The sequence below is a fragment of the Kitasatospora sp. NPDC087271 genome (assembly GCF_044744605.1).
Lineage (GTDB): Bacteria > Actinomycetota > Actinomycetes > Streptomycetales > Streptomycetaceae > Kitasatospora.
Genome location: NZ_JBIUYQ010000024.1, coordinates 65,801 through 89,705, shown reverse-complemented (window position 1 = coordinate 89,705; position 23,905 = coordinate 65,801). Strand labels below are relative to the sequence as shown.

Here is a 23,905-nt window from a genome sequence, read left to right as displayed (position 1 = left end):
CCGGGGCCGCGACCTCGGACGTCAGGCCCGCCGGGTCGCCCGCAGCGAGTTGCCGTCCCGCCGAACCCGGAGGAAGAGCACCGTCAGCGCCACGACGGTGAGCGTCACCAGGATCCCGGTCTCGACGAGCTGGATCGGCACGAAGTGCCCGACGGGGTGGTACTCGATCCAGTTGCTCGTGGCATCCTCGCAGCCCTTCGTCCGATCGCCGTCCCAGCAGAACTCGTTCGAGGCCCACCGGCCGTCCTGGAGCACGACCCCGCGGTCGATCAGCCACGCGTTGCTGGGCTGCCCGAAATAGACGCCGCGCGGGGCCAGCTCCCTGACCGACGGGTAGAAGGAGGCGCGGTTCCACCGGAGCAGGCCGTGGACGACCGCCAGCAGCACACCGGTGGTCAGGACCGAGGCCACCGTGCGGCGCACCAGCTGCCCGACCAGCAGGCCCAGCACCAGCGCGAACAGCGACCAGGCGACCGGCACCACCCCGAGGACGGGGTAGGTGAGGCCCTGGAACGGCGGATCGAAGGCGAACGGGCGGCCGCCGATGTCCGCGCGCCACACCCAGGTCGCCAGGACGGCGAGCACCGCACCGGCGGTCAGCACCGCCAGTGCGGGCAGGGCGATCCGCGCGGTGAGCCAGCGCAGCGGGCTGACGGACTGGGTCCAGGCGAGGCGGACGGTTCCGCGCTCGTACTCCTGGGCGAGCATCGGGGCGCCGAGGAACATGCCGATCAGCAGGGGGACGGCGGCCAGGGCCGGCTGGAGCCACATCGTGTACAGGTAGGTGCGGCGGGTGATGGGCGCGACCATGCCCTGGCAGCCGGCGTTGGACCAGCTGACGATCTCGGAGCACTCGGCCCGGCGCAGATCCGCCATCAGCGGCTGGAGGGAGAAGTGCAGCCACAGCAGGGTGGCCGACGCGGTGACGACCAGGGCGGCGATCGCCCAGAGCGCGGTGCGGCTCTGGCGCCAGCTCAGCCAGATCAGGCCGCCCGGGCGGGGCGCGGTCCGCGGCTCGCGCGGTGGCGCCGCGGTGGCGCGGCCGGCCAGGACGTTGGTGCTCATGCGGCGATCCCGTTCTCGGTCGTCTGGGCCTGCGTGGCCGGTCCGGTGGCGGCCCGGGCGGTGCCGGCCGGGGTCCGGAGGTAGCCGAGCAGCAGCTCCTCCAGGCTCGGCCGGCCGCTCTCCCACGGGCCGTCCACCGGATCGCCGGTGCGGACCAGCGCGTCGATCCGGCGGCCGGTGGAGCGCTGTTCGACCAGGACGCCCTCGGGGAGCGCGCTGCCGGCCGGGCCGGTGAGCAGCTGGTGTCCGTCCAGCAGGTCCTCCACGTCGCCGCAGAGCCGGATCCGCCCGGACTGCACCAGCAGCAGGTAGTCGATGACGCCGTCCAGCTCGGGGATGATGTGCGAGGAGACCACGATGGTGGTGCCGCGCTCGGCGGCCTCGGCCATCAGGGTGCCCATCAGCTGGTGCCGGGCCAGCGGGTCGAGGTCGGACATCGGCTCGTCGAGCAGCAGCAGGTCGGGGCGCTTGCCGAGGGCGAGCGCCAGGGCGACCCGGGTGCGCTGGCCGCCGGAGAGCGAACCGATCTTCACCCTCATCCTCAACTCGCCCTGATCTATGACCTGTTGAGCGAGGTCCTGGTCCCAGGACGGGTTCAGCTCCCGGCCGAGCCGCAGGGTCTCGGCCACCGTGAAGCCGGGGTAGAGCGGCTTGTCCTGGGCCACGTACGCGACCCGGGCGCGCAGGTCCTCGGTGGTGGCGGGCTGACCGAACACCCGCAGCTCGCCCTCAGTGGGGGTGAGCAGACGGGCGGCGATGCCGAGCAGGGTGCTCTTGCCCGCACCGTTGGGGCCGGCCACCCCGCAGATCCGCCCGGCCGGGACGGCGAACGTGCAGTCGCGCAGCGCCCACTCGCCCCGGTAGCGCTTGCCCAGGCCGTCGGCCGCGAGCGCCTCCGGGGCCTCCGGCGCCGCCGCTGCCGGTGCTGTGTTCATCGGGTCGTCCACCCGGTCCCCCCACTGTCCTCTAACTCGGTGTTTCCGGGGAGACCCCGGTGTCGAATCACTGCTCCAGAACGGAGGCCATCAGCGCGGCGATGTCCTCACGCTCCAGTCCGACCTCGCGGGCCCGGTCCACCCAGCCGACCAGGTCCGCGCGCAACGGCCCGTCGGCGGCCGCCTCCGGCCGGGCGAGCGAGCGCCGGACGAAGGTGCCGAGCCCCGGCCGGGGCTCGACCAGGCCTTCGCGTTCCAGTTCGCGGTAGGCCTTCAGCACGGTGTTGGGGTTGATCGCGGTCAGCTCGACGACCTCCCGCGCGGTCGGCAGCTTGTCCCCGGGCTGGAGCAGCCCGAGCCGCAGGGCCTGCTTGGTCTGCTGAACGATCTGCTGGTAGGTGGAGACGCCGCTGCGCCGCTCGATGCGGTACTCGATCACACGCGATTCGACCTTTCACTAGTCCAATAGTGGAATAGTGACCCACTGCGGCACCCGGGTCAAGCCGGACCGGGGGCCCGGCGATGCGGACGATCAGGGCCGTCGCAGCAACAGGAGGGAGTCCTGGTCGACGACCCGCCGGTAGCCGCGCTGCTCGTACTCGACCAGCATCCGGGCGGTGTCGGCGGTCGCACACGGGGCCTGCACGCTCGGGTCCGTCCGGTCCACGACCACCCACTCGGGCCCCGGCCCGGTCGGCGCCTGGCAGACCAGGGTGACGGTGGCCCGGCCGGTCAGCTGCGCGGCGAGGCGGTTGGAGGCGGCGACGGTCGCGCCGTCGGGTATCGAGCCGAGCAGCGCCCGGGTGTACGCGAGCCGGGGCGAGGTGCGCCACGCCTCGGGCATCACCACCTCGTGCAGCGGATAGACCGGCACCGTCACGGCCGCCACCAGGGCGCTGACGGCGAGCGCGCGCCGCGCCCGGCGCGGGTCGGTGCGGGTCAGGGCGTCCACCAGCGCGGCGAGCACCAGCGGCATCAGCACCGCACTGTAGTGGTAACTGACGCCCCAGTAATGCGGGTTGGCCGAGAGCAGCCGCCAGCCCAGGGTGGGCACGCAGAGCAGGACCAGCGGCGAGCGCAGCCCGAGGAAGCCCGCGGTGGCGGCGAGCAGGAAGAGCAGCAGCCACTTGATCGGGGGCCAGCCGATCCGGGCCGCCAGCGACCAGGGCGAGGGCCGCCCGCCGCCGTCCAGCTGCTGCCAGTAGTCGAACCCGCCGTGCGGGTTGAACGAGGGCAGCACCACCGTCACGGTGAGCACGGTGGCCGCGAGCCCGACGCCCGCGAGCACGAGCCCCGGCAGCGGGCCGGGCCGGCCCCGGCGGGCCTGCCGGGCGATCAGCAGCCCGAAGGCGGCCACGGTCAGGCCCAGGTCCTCCTTGACCAGCAGCAGCGGCAGCGACCACAGCGCCGCGGCCAGGTGGCGGCGCCGGCCGAGCGCGGCGGCTGCGAAGGCCAACAGCGGTACGGCGAAGGCGATTTCGTGGAAGTCGTCACTGGCGGCCCGGACGATCCCCCAGGACGCCCCGGTCACGCATCCGATCACCAGGGCGACCCGCGGCCCGCCCGCCTCGTACGCCCACCGGGTGAGCGGCACGACCGCCAGCGCCATCAGCAGCGCCTGGGCGACCAGCAGGGTGACGGCCCCCGGGAACAACCGGTAGACCGGAGCGAGCACGGCGATCAGCGGATGGAAGTGGTCCCCGAGCAGGTGGTAACCGGGCCCCTTGAGCGGCACGATCGGCGCCTGCCCGTGCGTGTACGCGCGGATGGCCTGCTCGAAGATGCCCAGGTCGTAGGCCTTGCTCAGGCCGCGCCGGTAGCGGTTGACGGCGACGCAGGTGTAGAGCGCGGCGAACCCCGCGGCCAGGCCCCAGGCCAGGACGGCAGGTCGACGCGGCGGACGGAACAGACGCATCGGCAAAGTACCCTTTCACTATTCGATTAGTGGAAGGGTGGTGGAAGGGCACACCGTCGTCAACCCCGGTCCGGCCGCGCCGACCGGGCCTCTGACCTGCCCGGATGCGGTCCGCTAGGCGGGTGATGTGGAGCCTGCGGAGCCCGCCGGCTCAGTGGGACTCAGGACCGCACGGCCTCCGGGTCGCGGCCGAAGAAGCCGGCGAGCCGGTCGTACGGCGGGGCGTCCTCCGGAACGGCGACCTCGGGTCCGAAGGCGTGCCGCTCCTCCTCGGCGCCGCGGTACCCGGGCGTGAGGGCGCCGCGGGCCCAGGCCAGGGCGGCGAGAGCCACCTCATGGTCCAGCCCCTCGGTGGACTGGTCGGTGGCATGGGCCAAGTCCCAGTCGTGGACGGCGAATTCGGCGATCTGCTGGTCCACCGGGAAGCGGGCCGGCAGGGCGCCGACGCCGGGGACCTCCAGCGTGCCGGTGAGGTCGCCCGCCGCCCGCCAGGCGTCGACCAGCTCCTCGGCGCCGGCCTCGAAGGCGTGCAGCCAGTCCTCCTCCACCCGCTCGAAGGGCTGCGACCAGTCCGGCTGCCCGCCCCCGGCCCGGACGGTGAACTGCCGCAGGTCGAACAGCAGATGGCTGACCAGGTCGCCGACGTCCCAGGAGCGGCAGGCCGTCGGGTGCCCGGCCAGCTCGACGCCGACACCGTCGATCAGCCCGGCGGTCTGCGCGAGGGCCCGGGCGAGCAGGTCGATCGGGTCTTCCGCTGCGGTCATGGCACACCTCTCGGTCGGGAGCGCGTCGCCGGCGTGGCCGGGTGCGGTCGGGAGCACCGCTCGGACCGGGCGATCGTAAACGCGTCCGTCGACGACCGCCCGCCACGACACCGGCCCGGTGGTCGCACCACCGGGCCGGTCTCCGTACTGCGACGTGCCGCGAGCTGTCAGGCCTGAACTGTCAGGCCCGAACTGTCAGGCCGCGAACCCGCCGTCCACCGCGAGCTCCGCGCCCGTGACGTACCGGCCGTCCTCGCCCGCCAGGTAGGCGACGGCGGCGGCGACGTCCGCACCCGCGCCGAAGCGGCCGAGTGCGGTCAGGCTGTTCTGGAGCTCGGCGGCCTCACCGTCCGCCGGGTTCATGTCGGTGTCGATCGGGCCGGGGTGGACCACGTTCGCGGTGATCCCGCGCGGGCCGAGCTCCCTGGCCAGCGCCTTGGTCAGGCCGATCATCGCCGCCTTGCTGAGCGAGTAGACGGTGGCGCCGGGGAAGGCGACCCGCTTGGCGATGCAGCTGCCGATGGTGACGATCCGCCCGCCGTCGGCCAGGTGCGCGGAGGCGGCCTGGGCGAACAGGAACGGCGCCCGGACGTTCACCTCCAGGACCCGGTCGACGTCGTCGAGCGCCAGGTCACCGATCGGGCCGAGGACACCGACGCCCGCGTTGTTCACCAGGACGTCCAGCCGCCCGAACCGCTCCGCGACCTCCGCGACCACGGACTGCACCGCCTGCGGGTCGGCACAGTCCGCGCGGACCGCCCAACCGCGGCGCCCCATCGCGGTGATCTTCGCCGCGACCGCCTCGGCCCGCTCGGCCCCGCCCTGATAGGTCAGGGCGACGTCGGCACCCTCCTCGGCCAGCCGTAGCGCGACCGCCGCCCCGATCCCCCGGCTGCCACCGGTCACCAGGGCCACCTTGCCGTCGAGCTTCGCCGCACCGTTCATCGTCATATCTCCAGAACTCCTCATTCGGATGTGATCCGACTCGTTCCGATCAGAACCCCCGGTTCCGATCTCGGACATGACTCGATCCTGGGCCTCGGCGCCGGAAAGCTCCGGCGGTATTCAGACATCGCGTTCAACCTTCAACTATCTCCCGAAGCGCCCGTGCGCACGGCCTCACGCCCGCTCGCACGCCCCCTCCCCTCGTGCCTGGCCATCTCTCGCGCCCGACCCCGGAAACGCACCGGGCCGAGCGGCCGGCCCCGGGGAGGGGCGGCCGCTCGGCGCGGGTGTGCGGAGGTGTCAGACGGTCAGGGTCTGGCCCGGGAAGATGAGATCCGGGTCGCCGCCGATGGTGCGGGCGTTCTTGCCGTACAGGTTGCCGGTGTCGGTGCCGAACTTGGCCGCGATGCCGCTCAGCGTGTCGCCGCTCCTGACGGTGTAGCCGCCACCGGAGGTGTTCTTCTCCGAGGACGGCGCCGACTGCGCCGGCTTGGCCGACTGCTGCGGCTTCGACGCCTCCTGCTGCTTCGGCGCCGGCTTGCTCTTCGGCGCCTGCGGGGCCTGCGGCGCCTGGGTCTTGGGCGTCTTGGCCTTGGGCGCCGGCTTGGCAGCCGGCTTCGAGGGTGCGGTGTCGGTGGTGTCGACGGCGGCCGGGGCGCCGCCCTTGCTCAGGCCCGCCTTGGCCGAGCAGACCGGCCACGCCCCGGGCCCCTGCGAGGCGAGGACCTTCTCGGCGACCGTGATCTGCTCCGCCTTGCTGGCCTGGTGGGCCTGGGGGGCGTAGGCGGTGCCGCCGTACGCCCTCCAGGTGCTGGGGGTGAACTGCAGTCCGCCGGAGAAGCCGTTGCCGGTGCTGATGCTCCAGTTGCCGCCGCTCTCGCACTGGGCGACGGAGTCCCAGCTGGAGGTGGGCGCGGCGGAGGCCGAGGTGGCCGTGACGAGGCCGGCCACCGGCAGGGCCGCGACGGCGGCGCCCGCGACGACCGCCATCCGCACGCGGTTGCGCTTGGTGGCGGTGGTGTCGGTGGCAGCGGCGGTCTCGTGACGGGAAGTCATATAAGTCCTCTCGGCAAGCCCCGGGCGGGCAGGCGGAACCAGACCCATGACGGGCCGATAGTCACGCTCACCTCGCTCGACGGGCGGCCGGACACGTCTGGGACGCGCCGTGCCGCCCCGGCCACCTCCACTCGCCGACGACCTGTTCGAGCTGGTCGCGTCGGCGGGCACGGCCCTCGCGCCGGGGGTCAGGTCGGCGGGCCATGCGTCGGGGTGAACCCGGGTGGTGCTCGTTGCACCGCCAATGAAGCTACGGGCCACCTCGGGGTGCAGCAAGCAATTCTTGGTCTCCGCAGGTCAGTTGACTGTTACCGGCGGTATTGATCAAGGCACCGTGCCCAGTTCGACCGGGTTTGACCACATTTCCAAGATCAACTGATCAACTTTCACGCCCCCCTTCACCTCTGTCCACCTGTGAGCCCGAGCACACCATCCACCCACCGCGACGATGAGCTGACGCACCGTCACCACGGAAGCCGGAGTTCCCCGTTCCGTCGGGCCATCTGGTGGCATCCGCCACACCCGACACGCTCCGCGACCGGTCGGACGCGTTCAGTCCCGGGCGCCGAGCTCCGCGTCCCGCGCCAACAGCGCCGCCTGCACCCGGTTCTCACAGCCCAACTTGGCCAGGATCCGGCTGACGTACGTCTTCACCGTCGCCTCGCTCATGTGGATCCGCGCCCCCGCGTCCGCGTTGGACAGCCCCTCGCCTAGCAGCGCCAGCACCTCCAGCTCGCGCGGCGTCAGCACCTCCAGCCGGCGCCGGGCCTCCGTACCCCGGGAGGCCGCCGAACCGCTGCGCCCGGAGGCCAGCGAGTCGACGATGTGCCGGGTGGCGGCCGGGGACAGGAACGCGTACCCGCCGGCCGCCGCGCGCACCGCCTGGATCAGCTCGTGCGGCGCCGTGTCCTTGAGCAGGAATCCGGCGCCGCCCTCGGTCACGGCGCGCAGGACGTTCTCGCGCTCCCCGAAGGTGGTGAGGATCAGCGCCCGCGCGCCGGGTGCGACCCTCGGCAGCTCCGCGAGCGCCGTCAGCCCGTCCATCACCGGCATCTGGATGTCCAGCAGCACCACGTCCACCCGGTGCGCCCGGGCCAGCTCCAGCGCCTCCCGCCCGTCGGCGGCCTCGGCGACCACCTCGATGTCGGCGGCAGAGCCCAGGATCATCCTGATCCCGGCGCGGATGAGCGGCTCGTCGTCGGCGACGAGGACTCGGATCACGGCTGGTCATTCCCCTCGAACGGTGCTGCGGCAGGAACACCATCCTCACATCCGGCCGAACCCCGCGCCCCACCCGGTCAGGGCGGTCAGGACGGTCGGAGCGATCAGGGCGTCAGGGCGGTCAGGGCGGTCAGGACTTCGTGAGGTAGTGCTCCTTCTCCACCAGCACCCCGTCCTTGAAGCAGAACCGCATCACGTTGTCCTGGCCCCAGGTGTCGCTGAGGTCACCGGACAGGTACCAGCGGCAGTGCGCGCCCTCCGGGGGCTTCGGCCCGCTGCCCCGGTAGTCGTCGGTGAAGAAGGTGTTCCCCGGCGGCAGCCGGTGCAGCACGTCGGCCTCGGGCGTGCCGGTCTCCAGCCCGTCGTACACCGACTTCGGCACCGTCGCGTCACCGGTGCCCTGGACGAAGGCCACCACGCCCCAGATCAGCAGCCCCAGCACGGTCAGGCCGACCACCCCCACCCCGACCGCGCAGCCGATCGCCGGACTGCGCCGCCCCTCCTCCGCCCCGACGACCGGCGGCAGGCCGTCCAGCACCCAGTCGTCGACCCCGGCGATCGCCGCGGCCCCGTCGCCCGCGCCCTCCGCCCCCTCGTACGGCAGCACGCCGGCCAGCCGGAACCCCTGGTCCGGCGTCGGCCCGGCGTGCACCATGCCACCGACCAGCCGGGCCCGCTCCCGCAGGCCGGTCAGCCCCTGGCCGCCGCTGACCGCCGGGCCCGCTCCGGCGCGCACGCCCACGGGCTCCGGGGCGCACGGGTTGACCACCTCCACCACCAGCGCGTCCGGCTCGTACCGGAGCGCGACGGTGATCGGCGCGCCGGGGGCGTGCTTGTGCGCGTTGGTGAGCGCCTCCTGCACCATCCGGTACGCCGCGTGGTCCACCGCGGCGGCCAGCGGACGCGGCTCGCCCTCCCGGGAGAAGGAGACCCGCGCCCCGGCCGCCCGCGAGGAGTCGACCAGCCCCTCGATCCCGTCCACCCCGCCCCGGGCCGGGGACGCGTCCGTCGCCGGCCGCACCGCCGTCGACTCGTCGTGCAGGACGCCGACCACCTCGCGCAGCTCCCGCATCGCCGCGACCGCCGCCTGCCGCAGCACCCCGACCGCCTCGCGCTGCCGGTCGTTGAGCGTACGGTCCACCTCCAGCGCGCCGGAGTGCACGGAGATCAGCGCCAGCTGGTGGCCCAGGCTGTCGTGCATGTCCTGGGCGATCCGGTGCCGCTCGCGCAGCCGGGCCTGGTGCACCACCATGACCCGCTCGCGCACCAGCTGGTCGTTGCGCTCGCGCAGCGCGTCCAGCAGGGCGCGGCGCTGGGCCCGGTAGCGGCCCCACAGCGCGGGCAGGACGGCGACCAGCAGGAAGCCGCCGAGCGAGAGCCCGACGATCAGCTTGGGCGAGGCCGAGCCGGCGTCCTTCAGCACCCCGGTCACCATGAACAGCACCCAGCTCAGCACGAAGGTGCCGACCAGCGCGGTGACCCGGCGCAGCCTCGCCCCGGCCGACCAGCCGGCGCAGACCAGCAGCAGCATCGGGCCGACGGCCCAGCCGGCCGCGGCCGAGGTGAGCAGCAGCACGGTCGCCGGGAAGGCCGGCCGCAGCACCCACAACAGCGCGACCCCCAGCCCCACCAGGACGGGGTGGCCGGCACCGGCGGCCACCTCCAGCAGGGCCGCGACCCCGCCCATCAGCAGGGCCAGCGCGCCCTGGCCCGCCACCCGCCGGGGCGGCCAGGGCCCGGGAAACGCCGTCCGTACCGCCTTCTTCCAGGCCCGCGCCATCGCATCCACCCGTCGAGGCTATCGGGCCGCGCCACCCGGCCGCCGCCACCGTTCGTCGCCCCCGCCCCCGACGAAAGTCGCCGCTCACGGCGTTCGGGGCACCTCCGTGGGCACCCCCGTGGACACGACTGTGGACACGTCTGTGGAGTCGTCTGTGGAGTCGTCCTCACCGAAGGCCATGAGCAGCAGCGCCACGTCGTCCACCCGGTGCGAGGAGCCGACCTCGCGCAGGATCCGTTCCGCCAGCAGCTCCAGGCCGTCCGGCCCCTGCGCCCCGCCGCGCCCGAGCGCGGCCCGCAGCAGGTCCACCCCCTGGTCGATCGCCATCGCCGGATCCTCCACCAGCCCGTCCGTGTACAGCGCGACCACCGTGCCGGGCGCCAGGCGCAGCTCGCTGACCGGGTACTCGGCCTGTTCCTCCACGCCCAGCAGCGGCCCGCCCGGCACGTACAGCGCCTCGGCCCACCCGTCCGGGAAGCGCAGCACCGGTGGCAGGTGCCCGGCCCGGGCGATCCGGGCGCGGCCGTCGGCGGGGGTGAGGCGGACGAGGCAACAGCTGGCGAGCAGTCCGGGGTCGAGGTCGAGGAGGAGCCGGTTGGTGCGGGCGAGCACCTGGTCGGGCGGGTCGCCGCCGGTGGCGAAGGCGCGGACGGCGCTGCGCAGCTGGCCCATGGTGGCGGCCGCGCCGACGCTGTGGCCCTCGACGTCGCCGATCACCAGGGTGACGTCCCCGCCGGTGACGATCGCGTCGTACCAGTCGCCGCCGATCTCCATGCCCTGGGTACCGGGCAGGTAGCGGGCGGCGATCCGGATGCCGGGCACGTCCGGGAGGCGGTGCGGCAGCAGCGCCTGCTGGAGGCCGCGGGCCAGGGCGAACTCAGCGTCGTACAGCCGGGCCCGTTCCAGGGCCTGGGCGATGAAGCCGCCGAGGGCGGTGAGCAGGCCGCGGTCCTCCGCGGTGAAGGGGCGCGGCCGGTCGAAGCCGAGGATGCAGCTGCCGACGGGGTGGCCGGAGGCGATCAGCGGCAGGAAGGCCCAGGCGCCCATGTCGTCGAGCGCGATGCCGGGGTAGGCGGCGGCGAGTTCGCGGACCGATTCGAAGAAGATCGGGGTGCCGGTGCTGAGCGTCTCCGCGCCGGGGATGCGGGCGGCGACCGGGGTGCCCTCGAAGCCGTCCAGGAAGCCGTCCGGGTAGCCGGTCTGCGAGATCAGGTGCAGGTGTTTGTCGCGCACCCCGTAGATGGCGAGCTCCTGGCCGCCGAAGGCCGGCAGGATCTCCTCGGCCACGGCCCGGCAGACCTCGCGCACGCTGACCGCCTCGGTGAGCGCGCTGGCGAGCTGGAGCAGGTGGTAGGTGCCGCCGATGCCGGCTGGGGCACCGGTCGGGGTGGCGCCGCGGGCCGCGGACGGCGGGGGCGCGGCCCTCGGTTCGGCCGCGCCCGGCGGGGCTTCGGCGGCCACCACCCGGCCGGTGACGCCGTGCGTGTCGGGGTAGAGCGAGAAGGCGAGCCAGCCGTCCGGCGGGCGGGCGGCCAGGAAGGCGGTGGGCTGCTGGGAGAGCAGGGCGGCCCGGTAGCGGTTCTCGAAGAAGGGGTCGGCGAGCCAGGGCAGCACGTCCCACAGGTGGTGGCCGACCAGGTCCTCGCGGCGCGCCTGGAGCAGTGGCTCGGTGGCGCGGTTGGCGTAGCTGACCCGGCCGTCCGGGTCGAGTGAGAAGACGCCCTCGCGCAGTCGCTCGACGGCGGCCGCGGCCGCGGTGAGGGTGCGGGCGTCCAGCACGGCGCCGACCAGATGGGTGCGGCCGTCCGAGATCGCCGCGGGCACCCGCGCCCAGAGCTCCACCGGGTACGGGTGGCCGTCCGGCCCGAGCACCCGGACCCTGGCCGCCAGCACCTCGCCCCGGGCCAGGGCGGTCCGGGCGGCGGCCCGGAACTCGGGCAGGTCACCGGGGGCGATCCGGCTGCCGAGGGCCGCCACCGTACCGTCGAACTCGTCGGGCTCGAGGCCGAAGATCGCGAGGAACTGCTGGTCGGCGGCCAGCGCCCCGGTGGCGACGTTCCAGTCGAACATCCCGACCCGGCAGGTCGGCGCGGACGGCGGCGGCAGCTCGACCACGGCCGCGTCGCCGCCCGGCTCCACGGGGTGCCCGGCCGCCGCCAGGCCCGCCAGCCCGGCGGCCAGCCGCTCGGCCACCTCCGCCAGCCGCGACGGGGCGTCCTCCGGGACGCCGTCGTCGGAGGCCGGCCAGAACACGCTGAGCACCCCGAACCGCTCCTCGCCACCCGCCACCGGCACGCAGGCGGAGGCGAAGTCGTACGGCATGCCGACCGCGAGCTGCGGGAAGCGCCGCATGGTGTCCTCGGTGTCGGCGAGGGTGACGGTCCGCCCGGTGCGGAAGCTGACGGCGACGGGCAGCGGGCCGGCGGCGGCGATCCGCCGGAACGGGCTCATGATCGACAGCGGTACGCCCGCGATCGTGCAGAGCACCAGCGAGCGGCCGTCCCGCGAGCGCAGGTACACCATCGCCCCGTACGCCCCGGTGCCGCCGAGCGCCCGGCGGACGGCGCCCGCCAGCAGGTCGTCCCGCTCGGCCGCCGCCGGGGCGGCGTGGGGCTCCAGCGGCCGGTGCGGGCCGGGCGGCGCCGCCCGGTCACGGCCGCCCGCGTGCGGATGGCGCATGCTCTTTTGCTACGCCGGGCCCCGGGGCGTGTCAAGGCGAGCCCTCCGGGGCCCCGGATGCCCGTCGGCCCCGGTTGCGCCAGCATGGACGGCATGCCGACCGCCTCCGGCCGCACCACCGTGGTCAACCTCAAGGGCCACCGCGACGACCCCTCCTGCGCCGACGTCGTCTACGTCGGCCGCGCCATGCACCGCGGCGGCTGGCACCTGTCCGAATCCCCGCTGCACTGCCCCTACCGCCCCGGCCCCGACCTCACCCGCGAGCAGATGGTCGCCGACTACCGCGCCTACCTCCTCGCCCGCCCCGACCTGCTCGCCCTCGTCCCGCCCCTGCGCGGCCACCGCCTCGGCTGCTGGTGCGCCCCGCTCCCCTGCCACGCCGACGTCCTCGCCGACCTCGCCGACCACCCCCCGCAGCACTGACGCGCGGGCGCCTCTGCTCCTGCGGACCATTACGCCCCGGGTCGGGGTTTCGGGTGGTTCGGGGGCTGTTCGATATCCTCCGGGCGAGTGGTGGCGCGTGGGGCGCCATGGGGGAGGTGGGAGCCGGTATGCAGTCGCCGTCGTCCGAGGGGCCCGTGCGCGAGGCCTCGTGGCAGTGGGACGGGGAGGCGGACGGCGCCGCGCGGGAGCCCGTGGACGTGGTCGGCGGGGGCGGGGACGGGCCGCGGCTGAGCCGGCGCGGGCTGCTGGCGGGGGCCGGGGTGCTGGCGGCGGGCGCGGCGGTGTGGGCGTTCGGCCGTTCGGGTGCGGACCAGCCGGCTCCGCCGCCGAAGCCGCGGCCGACCGCGCTGTCCGGGCCGACCCCGCTGTGGACGTACCGGGGGCCGGAGGCGATGACCCCGGAGCGGCTGACCGGCCCGCCGACCCGGCCGGTGTTCCTGTCCCGGGCCGGGCTCCAGGTCCTGGACCCGGCCACCGGCGAGCCCGCGCGGCTGCTCACCGTCGACCCACCGCGCGGGAACTGGCCGAGCGACCTGGAGGTGCTGGGCAAGGTGGTGCTCGGGCCGGACCGGGTCTTCACCACCTCCCCGGGCCACCTGGACGCCCGCCACCTCGGCGACCCCGCCGCCGACTGGAGCCTGCCGCTGCCCGACGACCTACAGGGCTCCGTCCAGTTGTCCGGCTTCGACGACGGCACCCTGTACGGCTACGTCTGGGACTGGTCGCAGCAGAGCTCGACGCCGAACGGCCGGCTCTTCGCCGTCCGGGTCGCGGACCGCTCGGTGCTGTGGCACCTCTCCATCGACCGCAACGAGCGGCCGTTCACCCCGGTCACCGCGCCCGGCAGCCGCCTCCCGTGCCTGCGCAACCTGGGCGACGGCAGCGAGCTGGTGGTCCGGGACGCCGCCGACGGCCGGGAGCTGTGGACGGCCCCCAGCACCGGCGGCCTGAGCTGGTGCGTCGGCGGCCCGGTGCACGTCTACGTCCCCGACGGCGCCGACGGCGTCCGTGCGCTGCGCCCCGGCGGCGAGCCGGCCTGGACGGTCTCTCCCGCCCGGGGCGAGTCGTGGCGGGCGATGGCCCTGGTCTCCGACGGCCCGCGGGTCTACCTGACCCGCGACAACGGCCTGGTCACCGGGCACGACGCGGTCACCGGCGCACGGCAGTGGGCCTACCGGCTGCCGTTCCTGCTGGACCGCCGCAGCCATCCGCTGGTGGTCGGCGGCACGCTGTTCGTCCCCGGCCCGGCGGCCGCCGGGGTGTGCGCGATCGACACCGCGAGCGGCACGCCGCGCTGGACGTTCCTCGACTCGGGCCCCGGCAAGGACGTCTGGTCGCTCGCCGTCGACGCGAACCACCTCTACGCCGGCCACGACGACGTCCTGCACGCCCTCCCGCTCACCTGACCGCCCGGCACCACAGCCACGATGGCACGACAGCACGACAGGATGGCCTGATGCAGGTGCACCCGATCTCCCCCGACCGGCTGGCCGAGGTGCTCGCCGACCGCATCGCCGCGCTGTCCGACCCCGGCGGCCGGTGGCTGCGGGTCGCGGTGGACGGCGCGCCCGCCGCCCGCCCCGACGTGCTCGCCGACGCCCTGGTGGAGCCGCTGCGGCTGCGCGGCCGCCCCGCGCTGCGGGTGTCGGCGGCGGGCTTCCTGCGCCCGGCCTCGATCCGGCTGGAGTACGGCCACCAGGACGCGGACGCCTTCCACGACCTCTGGCTGGACGACCGCGCCCTGCTGCGCGAGGTACTGGACCCGCTGGAGCCCGGTGCCAGCGGCCGCGTCCTGCCCTCGCTGCGCGACCCGGTGACGGACCGCTCGACCCGCGCCGCGTACACCGAACTGCCGCCCGGCGGCGTGCTGTTGCTGGACGGCGCGCTGCTGCTCGGCCGCTGGCTGCCGCTGGAGCTGGCCGTCCACCTCGCGCTCACCCCGAGCGCCCTGGCCCGCCGCACGCCCGCCGACCAGCAGTGGACGCTGCCCGCCTTCGCCCGCTACGAAGCGGAGACCGGCCCGGCCGAGGCCGCCGACGTCACCGTCCGGGTGGACGACCCGCGTCATCCGGCCCTGGTCGAGCGGACCTGACACCCGTACCGGCCGGGGCCGGGCCGCGCTGGCAGTAGGGGCACCAGTACGCCACCCGGTCCTGCGGGGGCGCGCCCTGGCGGGCGGTCCGCACGAGGGTGCCGCAGCGCGGGCAAGGGAGGCCGGCCCGGCCGTAGACCCAGTGCTGGTGGCCGCGCCGGGTGTCGCCGGTGGTGACGTGGCCGGGGCGCAGCCGGTTGGCGTCGAGGATCTCCCGGGCCCGCTCCACCAGCCGGTCGGGGCGCGGGAGTTGGCCGACCTCGGTCCACGGGGTGACGCCGGCCAGGTAGCAGAGTTCGGCGGCGTAGACGTTGCCGATGCCGGCGAGGTTGCGCTGGTCGAGCAGCGCCTCGGCGAGCGGGCGGCCGGGGTGGGCGAGCAGCCGGCGGACGGCCTCCACCGGGTCCCAGTCGGGGCCGAGCAGGTCGGGGCCGAGGTGGCCGACGGCGCGTTGCTCGTCGGCGGTGCGCAGCAGGTCGACGACGGGCAGCCGGTAGCCGACGGCGGTGCCCCGCTCGGTGCCGAGGACGGCGCGGATCTGCCAGGCGGGGCCGCCGGACCAGCGCTCGCCAGGCCGGTAGACCTCCCAGCGGCCGTCCATCCGCAGGTGGGTGTGCAGGGTGAGGCCGCCTTCGAGGCGGGTGAGCAGGTGCTTGCCGCGCGGGGCGACCTCCAGCACCCGGCGGCCGGCGAGGACGGCGGTGGCGTGCGCGGGCACCCGCAGGTCGGCGCTGGTCAGCACCTGCCCGGCGAGGGCCTCGTGCAGCCGGGCCGCCGCGCGGTAGACGGAGTCACCTTCTGGCATGCCTCCATCCTCCACCGCGCGGCGGCCCGGCGGGGCGGCGCGCTACTCGGCCTCGGCCACCTGGCCCTCCCGGACGACGACGACCGGGCAGGGCGCGTGCTCGGTGAGGTGGCGGCTGACCGAGCCGAGCAGCACGCCGGAGAAGCCGCCGAGGCCGCGGCTGCCGACGACGAGCAGCGCGGCGCCCTTGGCGGCCTCCAGCAGGGCCTGGGCGGCGTTGCCGGGCATCACGCTCTCGCTGATCCGCACGCCCGGGTCGTCGCCGACGACCCTGACGACGGTGTCGGAGAGGGTCTTGCCTGCCAGTTCCTCGGGGTTGAAGACCTCGGCGGACGGCACGCTCGGCGCGGCCCAGCCGTAGAACGCCGGGTACTCCCAGGCGGCGATCGCGGTGATGGTCCCGCCGACGGCCCGCGCGTAGTCGACCGCCCAGCGCAGCGCCTGCTCCGAGGCGGGCGAGCCGTCCACGCCGACGACGATCCGGGGGTTGGCACTCATGGCGTTACTCCTTGGCGCTCAGTTCCTGCTCGGTCCCGACACCCCGAACATAGATCAAATCGGGCGTGTGGTCGATATTTGCCACGCCGTGATCGGCGTTTTGCATTCAGATCGATGGCAATAGGCCTGACCGATCTGCGGTTCTGCGGTTCTGCGGTTCTGCGGTTCTGCGGTTCTGCGGTTCTGCGGTTCTGCGGTTCTGCGGTTCTGCGGTTCTGCGAGGATGCCCGCTTACCGGACCATCCCTGACGGCTCAACTCCGGTAAGCGGCCCAGGAGTCGGCCATCCGCTGGACCTGGCCAGGGGTGAACTGGCTCATGCAGGAGTCGTAGCTGTAGTCCATGAAGTTGTGGATCGGGTCCAGGCCGGGCCCGGTGCAGGTGTGGCGGCCCTCGGGGCAGCCGTAGGCGGGGGTGCGCTCGGGCGGGGTGTCGTCCACGTAGTCGCCCGGGGGCAGGCAGCCGCCCTGGAAGGTGTGGAAGAGGCCGAGCCAGTGGCCGATCTCGTGGGTGGCGCTGCTGCCCTCGTTGTAGTGGGCGGCGGCGCCGCCGGGCAGGGAGGCGTCGAGGACGACCACGCCGTCGTCGGCGGGGTTCGAGCGGTAGGCGCCCGGGAAGGTCGACCAGCCGAGCAGGGACTGGCCGAGCTTGGCGGTGTAGAGGTTGAGGGTACCCGCGTCGCCCTTGCGCAGCGCGCTCTTCATCGCCGCCTCGGCCCCGGAGCCGGGAGTGATGCCGTCGTACCAGGAGGCGTTGTCGGTGTAGTCGGTGCCGGCCAGCTCGAAGTGGAACTGGCTGGGGGTGTTGCCGTCGCCCTGGCCGCCGTAGGTCGCGTTGAGGTGGTCGATCTGGGCGGCGACGACGCCCCCGTCGAGCCGGCCGGCGTCACCGGCGTGGATCACGTGGACGAAGACCGGCACCGCCGTCGGGGCGCCGATCCGGGCGTGGGCGGAGGAGAGCTGGGCGAGCCGGTCGTCGAGGTCCGCCTGCATCGCCCGGGCCTCGGCGGCGGTGACGGCGTTCGGGTCCCGCCCCGCCTGGCTGCCGGCCGGCTTGCGGGCGGCGGCGTCGGAGTCGGAGCCCGCACAGGCCGCGGTCACGGCGGCCGCGGCGGCCGCGGCGGTCACGGCGGCGGAGTGCGGGGCCGGGGCGGCGAGCTGGCTGAGACCGGTGGCCGCGACCAGCGCGGCGGCCCAGGGGAACAGACGGGGGGCACGCGAGCGCACCCGGGCAGTACGGCGCATCTGCGCTCCTGACAAGGGAGTTGACGGAGTGTCGGCCGCGCCCCGGGCCCGCCCGGCTCGGCGCGGACCCGCCGAGACTACGACGCGGCGAAGACGATCTCCCGCAGGGCGCGCGCGGCGGCCCGGTCGAGTACCACGGCCGACGCACAGCCCTCCGGCGGCCGCCCGGCCCCGGTGAGCCGGCGCCGCAGCCTGTCGACGGCGGCCCGGTGCCGGAGGAAGGCGTAGCGGGAGACGCCCTGCCCCCGGCTCTGCTGGCCCTCCCGCGCCTCGGCCGGTTCGGCGTCCAGCAGCAGCAGGTGCACCCGGCGGCCCTGCCGGGCGGCGGCGCGGGTCAGCCAGAACCGCACCCAGGACAGCGAGCCGCAGTCGTGGACGGCGAGCGGCCCGCCGGCCAGCACCGCGCGCCGCAGCCGCCGGTAGTGCGCGATCCGCGCCAGCGGGCGGTAGAGGGCGTACGGGAGGCGGCCGGGCAGCCTGGCCGCGTACTCCTCGCGGACCAGCTGGGAGTCGACCAGCGGGGCGCGCACGCAGCGGCGCATCAGGGTGCTCTTGCCGCTGCCGGGCAGGCCGGAGACGACCAGCAGGTCGCCGGCGGGGTAGTGCAGCGCCACCGGGGCGGGGCCGGTCCGCAGGTCGTGCAGGCCGGGGTGCACCCGTAAGACCTGCGGGGCGGCGGCGGGGCCCCGTCCAGGGGGCGGCGGCACCCGGGGTGCCGCCGCCTCCGCCGTTCTCGTCCTGGTCACCGGTCCTCCCCGCGCCGTTCCCTCCCTCGGAGCATTACGCATTCCCAAGAGCGAGTAAAGAGCGGTGGTCGCCGGGCCCGGTCGGCCGGTGCCGGATCAGGGCGTGCCGTGCGGGCGGGTCAGCCGAGCTGGGGGGCGACCCGGGAGGCGATGAGCTCCAGGTGGTCGAGGTCGTCCAGGTCCAGGATCTGCAGGTAGACCCGCTCGCTGCCGACGGCCGCGTACCGGCCGATCTTCTCGGCGACCTCGTCCGGGGTGCCGGCCAGGCCGTTGGCCTTCAGCTCGTCCACGTCCCGGCCGATCACGGCCGCCCGGCGGGCCACCTCGGCGTCGTCGCGGCCGACGCAGGCCACCAGGGCGTTGGAGTACACCAGGTCGCCGACCGAGCGCCCGGCCTGCTCGACGGCGGCCTTGACCCGGCCGAACTGGGCGGCGCTGTCCTCCACCGAGGCGAACGGCAGGTTGAACTCGTCGGCGAAGCGGGCGGCCAGCGCCGGGGTCCGCTTCGGGCCGAGCCCGCCGACCAGCACCGGGATCCGGTCCTGGGCCGGCTTGGGCAGCGCCGGCGAGCCGGTCAGCGTGTAGTACTCGCCGGCGAAGTCGAAGGTGTCGCCGAGCTTGGTGTTCCACAGGCCGGTGATGATCGCCAGCTGCTCCTCCAGCCGCCCGAACTTCTCCTTCGGGAAGGGGATGCCGTAGGCGGCGTGCTCGGCCTCGTACCAGCCGGCGCCGAGGCCGAACTCGACCCGGCCGCCGCTCATCGCGTCCACCTGGGCGACCTGGATCGCGGTGACGCCGGGCAGGCGGAAGGTCGCGGCGGTCATCAGGGTGCCGAGGCGGATGGTGCGGGTGTCGCGGGCGAGGCCGGCCAGGGTGATCCAGGCGTCGGTCGGCCCGGGCAGGCCGTCGACGTCGCCCATCTTCAGGTAGTGGTCGGAGCGGAAGAAGGCACTGAAGACGCCCAGGTCCTCGGCGGCCCGGGCGACCGCCAGGAGGGTGTCGTAGCTCGCGCCCTGCTGCGGTTCGGTGAAGATGCGGAGATCCATGCGGACCATTCTGGTACAGACCACCCGCGGATCGGCGCAGAGAACCGGCCAAGCCGCCGAAGCTCCCGAAGGTGGCCAAGGTCTCAGCACGGAACCGTCACGAGCCGCCGGTCCGGCCGACCCGCTCGCCTACCGTGGACGGATGTTCGCCACCCCCGACGAGTCCTTCCGGCGCTCCCCCGACGAACCGGCCGGCTGCCCGCTGCCCGGCATCGTCGCCGCGTTCACGCCTCGGCTGGCCGAGTTCGCCTTCGAGCCCGGCTTCGTCGCGATGGTCGACCAGCACGTCGCGATGCTGCGCGAACTGCTGTACGCACAGGGACCGGAGCTGGCGCCCCGGCCCCTGGACCGTGAGGAACTGTCGGACTACGCGCTCGGCTTCCTGGACGCGCTCACCGAGATCGGCTGGCGGGAACCGGTGGGGTACGACTACGCGGTGCACCGGCTGACCGCGATCTGCTGGCTGGTGCGCGAGCAGGGCCTGCTGCGGGCCTGAACCCGCTGCGGGTCGCCACCTACCTCGGCTGGTCGCCCGGGCGGCCCGGGTCGATGCCGGGCGGCGGCGGGGTGGTGCCCGGAGCGGCCTGGGTGGTCGGCCGGGCCGGCTGGTTGGCCAGCACGTCCGCCCGGCCCGCCTGGTAGGCGCTGCCGCGCAGTTTGGCGCTCTCCTGCTCGGCGTGGTCCAGCCAGCGCTCCCAGCGCTGGCGCATCGGCAGGATCAGGCCGCCGCCGACACCCACCACCAGCACACCGGCGATCGTGGCGAGCGCCGCGATCAGCACCGGTCCGGTGATCGCGGTGGCGATCCCGGCCTGGCCGAGCGCCGCGATCACGCCCAGCGCGACGATGAACGCCCAGGCGATCGTGGCGACCGTCCGGCCGTACGAGGCGCCGGCGAGCGCGTTGCGCACGATGTCGCGGACGCCGTTGGCGATGGCCATCGCGACCACCACGATCGCGACCGCCACGATGCCCCTGGGCAGCCAGGCGACGATGCTGTGGATCATCACGCTGATCGGGTTCGGGCCGAAGACACCGAACGCCAGTTGCAGCACCATCAGCAGGATCGCGTAGTAGACGATCTTGCAGATGATGCCGGTCATGTCGTAGTTCGACCCGCTCAGGTGGCGGGCCATCCCGGCCCGCTCGGCGACCCGCTCCGAGCCGACCTTGCGCAGCACACGGTCCAGGACCTTGGCGATCGCCTTCGCCACGATCCAGCCGATGACCAGGATCGCCAGGAAGGCGATGAACTGCGGGATGAATTTCGCGATCTTGGACCAGGCGTCGGTGAAACCCGATCCGAAGTCCACGGAGAGTGCGAGCTGCTGAGCCACGGAGTCCTCCACTCGGTGACACGGCGCCACGAGCGGCGCGTGCGGCCCCCCACCCTTCGTGGATAGCAGCACCCCGCCCGGCCCGCGCGCGCCTGGTCCCCGGGCTGCTCCCCCCGGGTGAAACGGGCCCGTAGACGCCCCGCGTAAAGTGATGTTCAAGGGCACGGGACGGGGGCGGGACGGGACGGGACGGTGCGGGTGTGAGCAGCGACACGGTGGACGGCGGCACGACGACCGGCAGCACGGCCGGGCACCCGGCACTGCGCTGGCGGGTGCGGCCCGAGGCGGCGCGCGCCGCCGTCCTGGTGCTGCACGGCGGCGAGGAGCACAACCTCTCCCGGCCCGGTCCGGTCAACCTGCCGCTGCTGCGGATGCACGGCTTCCTGCGCTCCCTCGCCAAGGACACCGCCGGCGCCGACGTGGCCGTCGGCACCGTCCGCTACCGCCACCGGGGCTGGAACGGGCAGCGCGCCGACGCCGCGCTGGACGCCCTCGCCGCCCTCGACGAGCTGGCCCGGGAGCTGGGCGAGGTGCCGACCGTCCTGATCGGGCACTCGATGGGCGGGCGCGCGGCCCTGCGGGCCGGCGGCCACCCGGCCGTCACCGGCCTGGTCGCCCTCGCCCCCTGGTGCCCGGCCGAGGACCCGTGCGAGCAACTGGCCGGACGGGACGTGCTCCTGCTGCACGGCGACCGCGACAAGGTCACCCCGCCCGCCGAGACCCGGGCCTTCGCCGCCCGCAGCCGGGCCGCCGGCGCCCGTGTCTGCGGCTACACCGTCACCGGCAGCGGCCACGCCATGCTCCAGCGCATCCCCGACTGGCACCGGGCCACCACCCGCCTGGCCACCGCCCTGCTCGGCCTGCGCCCGCTCCCCGCCGAGACCGCCTCCGCCCTCGCCCTCCCGCCCGCCTCCCCCGAGGCCCTCACCCTCGCCCTGCCCCGCCAGCCGCGCGACTGACCCGGCGCGGACCGGCGGGCGCGCGGGGTCAGCGGGCCAGGCGGCCGAGGAGCGCGGAGGCCGCGGTGATGCCGAGCACGGTGGCCAGGGTCAGGACGGCGAAGTCGAGCGGGAGGTGGGCGCGGGTGCCGATCAGCAGGCCGCGCAGGGCGTCGACCTGGTAGCTGAGCGGGTTGGCCCGGCTGACCACCTGGAGCCAGCCCGGCATCAGGTCCACCGGGTAGAGGGCGTTGGAGCCGAAGAAGAGCGGCATCGTGATCGCCTGGCCGATGCCCATCAGGCGGTCACGGGTGAGCACGATGCCGGCGATGGTCATCGAGAGGCAGGAGAAGAACGCCGAGCCGAGCAGCACGGCGACCACGACCCCGAGCAGCCGCAGCGGGTTCCAGGTCATCGCGACTCCGAGCAGAGCGGCGATCACCACCACGACGACGGCCTGGATCACCGCCTTCACCCCGGCGGCGAAGGCCTTGCCGGTCACCAGCGCGGCGCGCGGGGTGGGGGTGACCAGCAGTTTGGTGAGCACCCCGGAGTCCCGCTCCCAGATGATCATGATGCCGTAGAAGATCGCGATGAACATGGCGGACTGGGCGATGATCCCGGGGGCCAGGAAGTCCAGGTAGGGGATGCCGCCGGTGGGGATGGCCTTGAGCCGGGTGAAGGTCTCCCCGAAGATCAGCAGCCACAGCGCGGGTTGCACGGCCCGGGTGTAGAGCTCGGTGCGGTCGTGGCGCAGCTTCTGCAGTTCGACGGTGCACATCGCCAGCGTCCGGGCGGGCACCAGCCGCCAGCCGGTGCGGGCGCGCGGGGGGACCAGCAGCAGGCCGAGGTCGGGACGGGCGGCGGTCGCGGCGGCAGTGGCAGCGGCAGTGGCGGGGCCCGGGGGCTCAGCCGACGCGGGAGGCGGTGCGGCGGGTACGGCGGACATCGCTGAACTCTCCTTCCGGAGCCTCGCCGGGGGCCAGCTCGCGGCCCGCGAAGTGGCGGAACACGTCGTCCAGACTGGGGTCGGCGAGCTGCGGATCCTGCGCGCGGACCACGGTCTTCAGTTCCTCGGTGGTGCCGAGCGCGCGGATCCGGCCACGGTCCATCAGGGCGATCCGGTCGCAGTAGCGGTCGGCCTCGTCCATGTAGTGGGTGGTGACCAGCACGGTCATCCCGGTGGCCTGCCGGACCGCCTCGACGCACTCCCAGACGCCGGTGCGGGCGATCGGGTCCAGGCCGATGGTGGGCTCGTCCATCACCAGCAGGCGCGGGGCGCTGACCAGGGCCTGAGCGAGCTCCAGCCGGCGGACCATGCCGCCGGAGTAGGTGCCGGCCATCCGGTCGGCCGCCTCGGCGAGGCCGACGGCGGCCAGCGCCTGGGCGACCCGCTCGCGGCGCTCGCCGTGCGACACGTCGAAGACGCGGGCGAACAGCGCGACGTTCTCCCGACCGGTCAGCCCGCCGTCCGCGGAGAGCTGCTGCGGCACGTAGCCGAGCAGCCGGCGGACCTCCATCCGCTGCCGGGCGGGGTCGTGGCCGAAGACCCGCACCATGCCGGCGCGGACCGGCAGCAGGGTGGTGATCGCCCGGATCGTGGTGGTCTTGCCCGCGCCGTTGGGGCCGAGCAGGCCGAACACCTCGCCGGTGCGCACCGTCAGGTCGACACCGTCGACGGCCTTGGTGCCGGCACCCTTCCCGCGCCCGTGGTGGAAGGTGTACTCCAGACCGCGGCAGGCCACCGCCGCGTCACCGCCGTCCTCCGGGAACGTCATCGCTCCTCCTCCCCCGGCTCACCGGGCCGGGTGCGCAGGCCCGTCGCCACCTCGCGCAGCGCGGGCACCGCGGCGGCCAGGGCCGCCCGGGAGTCGGCGGGCAGCCCGGCCACCACCTCCCCCACCAGCGCGGCGCGCCGGGCCCGCCAGACCGCGAGGCGTTCGACGGCCTCGTCGGTGGCGTACAGCAGGGCGGCCCGGCGGTCGGCCGGGTCCACCTCCCGGCGCAGCAGCCGCAGCGCGACCAGCTGGTTGACCAGGGTGGAGACCGAGTTGCCGGCGAGGCACAGCTCCTCGGCCGCGTCGGACACCCGCAGTCCGGGGGCGTCCATCACCAGGCGGAGCAGTTCGATCTGCGCTCCGCGGAGCCTCGGCTCGGTGAGTCCCTGCCGCAGCCGGCGGCGGACCAGGCGCTGGATGCCGACCAGCAGGGCGGAGAGTTCGTCGGCCACGTCGGGATCGGGGGTCGCCGGGAGGCCGGCGGCCGGTGCGGGGGCGAGCGTTTCCGGTGTCGCACTCATACCCCCGATTTTAGCTCTCAGTGAGAGGTATTCGTCCAGAGGACGGACGGGGTGGACCGGAGGGCTGCCGGGCGGGGCGCGGCTGTGCCAGGATCCC

The 23,905-nt window shown here is 74.6% G+C and carries 24 protein-coding genes; 5 read left to right on the top strand and 19 right to left on the bottom strand.

The genetic code is table 11. From position 1 onward, the window contains the following. Positions 1 to 21: 21 nt before the first annotated feature. From ACIO9K_RS30860 to ACIO9K_RS30815, 10 genes are all read right to left on the bottom strand, one after another. Positions 22 to 1,065, bottom strand: coding sequence for a hypothetical protein (locus tag ACIO9K_RS30860; protein WP_400334830.1), 1,044 nt, complete (start codon positions 1,063 to 1,065; stop codon positions 22 to 24). Next, positions 1,062 to 2,000: an ABC transporter ATP-binding protein gene (locus ACIO9K_RS30855; protein ID WP_400334828.1), complete on the bottom strand. Its 939-nt coding sequence runs from the start codon at positions 1,998 to 2,000 to the stop codon at positions 1,062 to 1,064. The genes ACIO9K_RS30860 and ACIO9K_RS30855 overlap by 4 nt, the downstream gene beginning before the upstream one ends. Before the next feature lie 67 nt (positions 2,001 to 2,067). Beyond that, on the bottom strand, positions 2,068 to 2,439 hold the full coding sequence (locus ACIO9K_RS30850) for a GntR family transcriptional regulator (protein ID WP_400334826.1): 372 nt from the start codon (positions 2,437 to 2,439) through the stop codon (positions 2,068 to 2,070). A gap of 93 nt (positions 2,440 to 2,532) precedes the next feature. Continuing rightward, positions 2,533 to 3,915, bottom strand: coding sequence for a DUF2079 domain-containing protein (locus ACIO9K_RS30845; RefSeq protein WP_400334824.1), 1,383 nt, complete (start codon positions 3,913 to 3,915; stop codon positions 2,533 to 2,535). Positions 3,916 to 4,076: 161 nt separating this feature from the next. Continuing rightward, positions 4,077 to 4,679 carry a TIGR03086 family metal-binding protein gene (locus ACIO9K_RS30840; protein WP_363617549.1) on the bottom strand — a complete coding sequence of 201 codons (603 nt, stop codon included), beginning with the start codon at positions 4,677 to 4,679 and terminating at the stop codon, positions 4,077 to 4,079. Positions 4,680 to 4,874: 195 nt separating this feature from the next. Then, positions 4,875 to 5,630, bottom strand: a complete 756-nt coding sequence (locus ACIO9K_RS30835) for an SDR family NAD(P)-dependent oxidoreductase (protein WP_400334822.1) — start codon at positions 5,628 to 5,630, stop codon at positions 4,875 to 4,877. A gap of 294 nt (positions 5,631 to 5,924) precedes the next feature. Then, positions 5,925 to 6,680, bottom strand: coding sequence for a transglycosylase family protein (locus ACIO9K_RS30830; RefSeq protein WP_363588481.1), 756 nt, complete (start codon positions 6,678 to 6,680; stop codon positions 5,925 to 5,927). Between the two features lie 552 nt (positions 6,681 to 7,232). Further along, positions 7,233 to 7,901 (bottom strand): response regulator transcription factor, encoded by a 669-nt coding sequence (locus tag ACIO9K_RS30825; RefSeq protein WP_363617551.1) that lies wholly within the window; start codon positions 7,899 to 7,901, stop codon positions 7,233 to 7,235. Between the two features lie 130 nt (positions 7,902 to 8,031). Then, entirely contained in the window at positions 8,032 to 9,681 is a 1,650-nt protein-coding gene (locus ACIO9K_RS30820) for a histidine kinase (RefSeq protein ID WP_400334859.1), read from the bottom strand. A gap of 84 nt (positions 9,682 to 9,765) precedes the next feature. After that, a complete protein-coding gene (locus tag ACIO9K_RS30815; protein ID WP_363617553.1) occupies positions 9,766 to 12,360 on the bottom strand; it encodes a SpoIIE family protein phosphatase in 2,595 nt (864 codons plus the stop codon). A 93-nt stretch (positions 12,361 to 12,453) separates the two neighbouring features. Between ACIO9K_RS30815 and ACIO9K_RS30810 the strand changes: the two genes are divergently transcribed. The 3 genes from ACIO9K_RS30810 (at position 12,454) to ACIO9K_RS30800 (ending at position 14,896) form a co-directional block, all read left to right on the top strand. Further along, positions 12,454 to 12,783 (top strand): DUF4326 domain-containing protein, encoded by a 330-nt coding sequence (locus tag ACIO9K_RS30810; protein ID WP_400334819.1) that lies wholly within the window; start codon positions 12,454 to 12,456, stop codon positions 12,781 to 12,783. A gap of 128 nt (positions 12,784 to 12,911) precedes the next feature. Continuing rightward, entirely contained in the window at positions 12,912 to 14,210 is a 1,299-nt protein-coding gene (locus ACIO9K_RS30805; protein WP_400334818.1) for a PQQ-binding-like beta-propeller repeat protein, read from the top strand. Between the two features lie 50 nt (positions 14,211 to 14,260). Continuing rightward, on the top strand, positions 14,261 to 14,896 hold the full coding sequence (locus tag ACIO9K_RS30800) for a uridine kinase (RefSeq protein WP_363617559.1): 636 nt from the start codon (positions 14,261 to 14,263) through the stop codon (positions 14,894 to 14,896). Here the strand turns inward: ACIO9K_RS30800 and ACIO9K_RS30795 are convergent. The 5 genes from ACIO9K_RS30795 to ACIO9K_RS30775 all read right to left on the bottom strand — a co-directional run bounded on the left by ACIO9K_RS30795 (position 14,844) and on the right by ACIO9K_RS30775 (position 19,234). Continuing rightward, positions 14,844 to 15,701, bottom strand: a complete 858-nt coding sequence (locus ACIO9K_RS30795; protein ID WP_363617561.1) for a DNA-formamidopyrimidine glycosylase family protein — start codon at positions 15,699 to 15,701, stop codon at positions 14,844 to 14,846. The two genes, ACIO9K_RS30800 and ACIO9K_RS30795, sit on opposite strands and share 53 nt — an antisense overlap. Before the next feature lie 42 nt (positions 15,702 to 15,743). Next, on the bottom strand, positions 15,744 to 16,199 hold the full coding sequence (locus ACIO9K_RS30790) for a universal stress protein (protein ID WP_363617563.1): 456 nt from the start codon (positions 16,197 to 16,199) through the stop codon (positions 15,744 to 15,746). A 253-nt stretch (positions 16,200 to 16,452) separates the two neighbouring features. Beyond that, positions 16,453 to 17,442, bottom strand: coding sequence for a zinc metalloprotease (locus ACIO9K_RS30785; protein ID WP_400334815.1), 990 nt, complete (start codon positions 17,440 to 17,442; stop codon positions 16,453 to 16,455). 77 nt (positions 17,443 to 17,519) lie between these two features. Beyond that, positions 17,520 to 18,230, bottom strand: a complete 711-nt coding sequence (locus tag ACIO9K_RS30780; RefSeq protein ID WP_400334814.1) for an AAA family ATPase — start codon at positions 18,228 to 18,230, stop codon at positions 17,520 to 17,522. A gap of 77 nt (positions 18,231 to 18,307) precedes the next feature. Further along, positions 18,308 to 19,234, bottom strand: a complete 927-nt coding sequence (locus ACIO9K_RS30775) for an LLM class F420-dependent oxidoreductase (RefSeq protein ID WP_363617569.1) — start codon at positions 19,232 to 19,234, stop codon at positions 18,308 to 18,310. Between the two features lie 142 nt (positions 19,235 to 19,376). Here ACIO9K_RS30775 and ACIO9K_RS30770 point away from each other — a divergent pair, with 142 nt between their 5' ends. After that, positions 19,377 to 19,730 carry a DUF6401 family natural product biosynthesis protein gene (locus ACIO9K_RS30770; RefSeq protein ID WP_363588504.1) on the top strand — a complete coding sequence of 118 codons (354 nt, stop codon included), beginning with the start codon at positions 19,377 to 19,379 and terminating at the stop codon, positions 19,728 to 19,730. A gap of 19 nt (positions 19,731 to 19,749) precedes the next feature. Here the strand turns inward: ACIO9K_RS30770 and ACIO9K_RS30765 are convergent, their stop codons facing one another. Further along, positions 19,750 to 20,571 carry a mechanosensitive ion channel family protein gene (locus ACIO9K_RS30765; RefSeq protein WP_363617571.1) on the bottom strand — a complete coding sequence of 274 codons (822 nt, stop codon included), beginning with the start codon at positions 20,569 to 20,571 and terminating at the stop codon, positions 19,750 to 19,752. A 200-nt stretch (positions 20,572 to 20,771) separates the two neighbouring features. Between ACIO9K_RS30765 and ACIO9K_RS30760 the strand changes: the two genes are divergently transcribed. Beyond that, positions 20,772 to 21,530, top strand: coding sequence for an alpha/beta fold hydrolase (locus tag ACIO9K_RS30760; RefSeq protein ID WP_363617573.1), 759 nt, complete (start codon positions 20,772 to 20,774; stop codon positions 21,528 to 21,530). 28 nt (positions 21,531 to 21,558) lie between these two features. Here ACIO9K_RS30760 and ACIO9K_RS30755 read toward each other — a convergent pair whose 3' ends face one another. The 3 genes from ACIO9K_RS30755 to ACIO9K_RS30745 are packed head-to-tail and all read right to left on the bottom strand — an operon-like array spanning position 21,559 to position 23,808. Continuing rightward, complete coding sequence (locus ACIO9K_RS30755) at positions 21,559 to 22,458, bottom strand: ABC transporter permease (protein ID WP_363617575.1); 900 nt, start codon at positions 22,456 to 22,458, stop codon at positions 21,559 to 21,561. Beyond that, on the bottom strand, positions 22,418 to 23,287 hold the full coding sequence (locus ACIO9K_RS30750; protein WP_363630592.1) for an ATP-binding cassette domain-containing protein: 870 nt from the start codon (positions 23,285 to 23,287) through the stop codon (positions 22,418 to 22,420). The genes ACIO9K_RS30755 and ACIO9K_RS30750 overlap by 41 nt, the downstream gene beginning before the upstream one ends. Continuing rightward, entirely contained in the window at positions 23,284 to 23,808 is a 525-nt protein-coding gene (locus tag ACIO9K_RS30745) for a MarR family transcriptional regulator (protein ID WP_363617577.1), read from the bottom strand. The genes ACIO9K_RS30750 and ACIO9K_RS30745 overlap by 4 nt, the downstream gene beginning before the upstream one ends. Positions 23,809 to 23,905 lie beyond the last annotated feature (97 nt).